This is a genomic window from Dietzia sp. UBA5065 (genome assembly GCA_002415925.1).
In the GTDB taxonomy this organism is placed as follows: Bacteria; Actinomycetota; Actinomycetes; order Mycobacteriales; family Mycobacteriaceae; genus Dietzia.
In genome coordinates, this window is sequence record DIAZ01000133.1 from 1 (window position 1) to 1894 (window position 1894).

A 1894-nucleotide genomic window follows, 5' to 3' on the forward strand; every position below is an offset into this window, starting at 1 on the left:
GTGCTCGTCTCGTCCCATCTGCTGTCGGAGATGTCCCAGACGGCGCAGGACCTCGTCGTCATCGGTCGGGGCAGGCTCCGCGCCCAGACCTCCGTCGAGGACTTCCTCTCCGCCGCCGTCTCCACGGTCGTCCTCCGGACGCCGCACGTCGACGAGTTCGCCGCCGCCGCGCGGGAGGAGGGCGTCGCCGCCACCTTCGACCCCCCGACGGGCCTGTTCACCATCGAGGGGCTGCGGGCCCCCCAGGTCGGGGACCTGGCCGCGAGCCTGGGCATCACCGTCCACGAACTGCACGAGAAGCGGGCGTCGCTCGAGGAGGCCTTCATGGCGCTCACCGACCAGGACGTCGAGTACCACGGTCAGGAGACCACCCGATGAACCTGCTGAAGTCCGAGTGGATCAAGGCGACCACCACCAGGAGCGTGTACTGGCTGTACGCCCTCGGGATCCTCCTCGCCCTGGGTCTGGCCGTGGTGATCGGCCAGTTCGAGCAGACCTCCACGGGGGACCCGATCGTCGGGGAACCCGGCGGTGGGAGCGACCCGCTGTTCGCGATCATCGGTGTCAGCGTGTTCACGGTCACCCTGGTCTGGATCGCGGCGATCGTCGCCGTGACCGGGGAGTACCGCTTCCACACCATCAAGGCCACCTTCCTGGCGGCGCCGTCGCGCTGGCCGGCGGTGCTCGCCAAGACCGCGCTGTTCACGGCCATGTCGATGGTCGTGGTGGCCGCCGCCGTGGTCCTCTCCCTGCTGGTGGCCGGGGCGCTGTCGGGCAACGACGCCTGGACCCCGTTCTCGGGGGTCGGGCTGACGTACCTGGCCCGGTTCCCCGTCTACGCCGGGCTCGGCACCGTCGCCGTGATGGGGCTGGCGTACCTCATGCGCAACGCCGCCGGCACCATCTCGTTGTTCCTGGTGTGGACCCTGGCGCTGGAGGGCATGGTGTCCCTGATTCCGCGGGTGGGGCAGGACATCGCCGGCTGGATGCCGTTCGCCAACGGCGACTACTGGACGCAGGGCGAGACGGTCCGCGGCTACATCACGTGGGGTGAGTGGACCGCCCTGGCCTGGTTCGCCGCCGTGTGCGTGGCCCTGTGGGTCGTGGGTCTGGTCGTCACGCTGCGCCGGGACGCCTGACCCCCCGCTCGGCGAACTCCGCGCTCCGAGGCAGGCTCCCGTGCGGATTGATGCGGCGTTGTGCCGGGAGTGTCTGATCCGGCGGGTAGGCTCGGGAGAGGAACACGGTCGGCCCGAAGGAGTCCAGATGTCCGGCGAAGCGTCGCTCAAGTTGGTGCACAACACCGATAGAGACAGGTTCGAGTTGTGGGACAGCGACACCTTCATGGGGCTGGTCGGGTACGAGAAGGACGGAGACGTCCTGATCCTGCTCCACACCGTGATCGAGGAGCGGTTCGGACAGCAGGGGATCGCGCGTCTGTTGGTGAGCCTGGTGCTGACACGGATGCGTCTGGACGACGTCAAGATCCGCCCGGTGTGCAGCTACGTCCGCCGCTTCCTCGTCCGTTTCCCGGAGTATCAACTGCTCGTCGCGGCCGACTGACTGCCCACGACCGCCGAGGAGGCGTCATGACCTACCCGCCGCAGGGAAACCCGTCCGGCTACTCCACCCCGCCCGAGTTCGGCGGGCAGGGGGCCTACGGAGCGCAATCCGGGTACCCGGGACAGGGGTACGCCGCGGACAGCGGGCCCGCCCGGCCCGGCCCACCGTCGAACGTCGGCTGGGCGGTGGCGGCGATCCTGTTCTTCTGGCCGCTCGCGTTCACCGCCATGACCCGCGCGCTGGACGTCTACCCGCTGTGGGCGGCCGGGCGGTACGCGGAGGCCGAGGCCGCGAGCGCGTCGGCCAAGAAGCTCGGCATGGTGTCACTGGG

Annotated in this window: 3 protein-coding genes and 1 pseudogene; all 4 read left to right on the forward strand. The window is 69.8% G+C overall.

Translation table 11 applies throughout. The features are described 5' to 3' along the window. Positions 1–378, forward strand: a pseudogene (locus B4M60_RS10400) (ABC transporter ATP-binding protein); the annotation flags it as partial. Then, a complete protein-coding gene (locus B4M60_RS10405) occupies positions 375–1139 on the forward strand; it encodes an ABC transporter permease (RefSeq protein WP_291083297.1) in 765 nt (254 codons plus the stop codon). The pseudogene B4M60_RS10400 and the gene B4M60_RS10405, both read left to right, overlap by 4 nt. A 127-nt stretch (positions 1140–1266) precedes the next feature. Next, entirely contained in the window at positions 1267–1563 is a 297-nt protein-coding gene (locus tag B4M60_RS10410) for a GNAT family N-acetyltransferase (protein WP_291083299.1), read from the forward strand. Between the two features lie 26 nt (positions 1564–1589). Further along, the coding region (locus B4M60_RS10415; protein ID WP_291083301.1) for a CD225/dispanin family protein at positions 1590–1894 on the forward strand (305 nt) is incomplete at its 3' end.

Excerpts from the sequence above, each read along its gene's own strand:
- B4M60_RS10405 (WP_291083297.1), top strand. The coding sequence starts at position 375 with ATGAACCTGCTGAAGTCCGAGTGGATCAAGGCGACCACCACCAGGAGC.
- B4M60_RS10410 (WP_291083299.1), top strand. The coding sequence starts at position 1,267 with ATGTCCGGCGAAGCGTCGCTCAAGTTGGTGCACAACACCGATAGAGAC.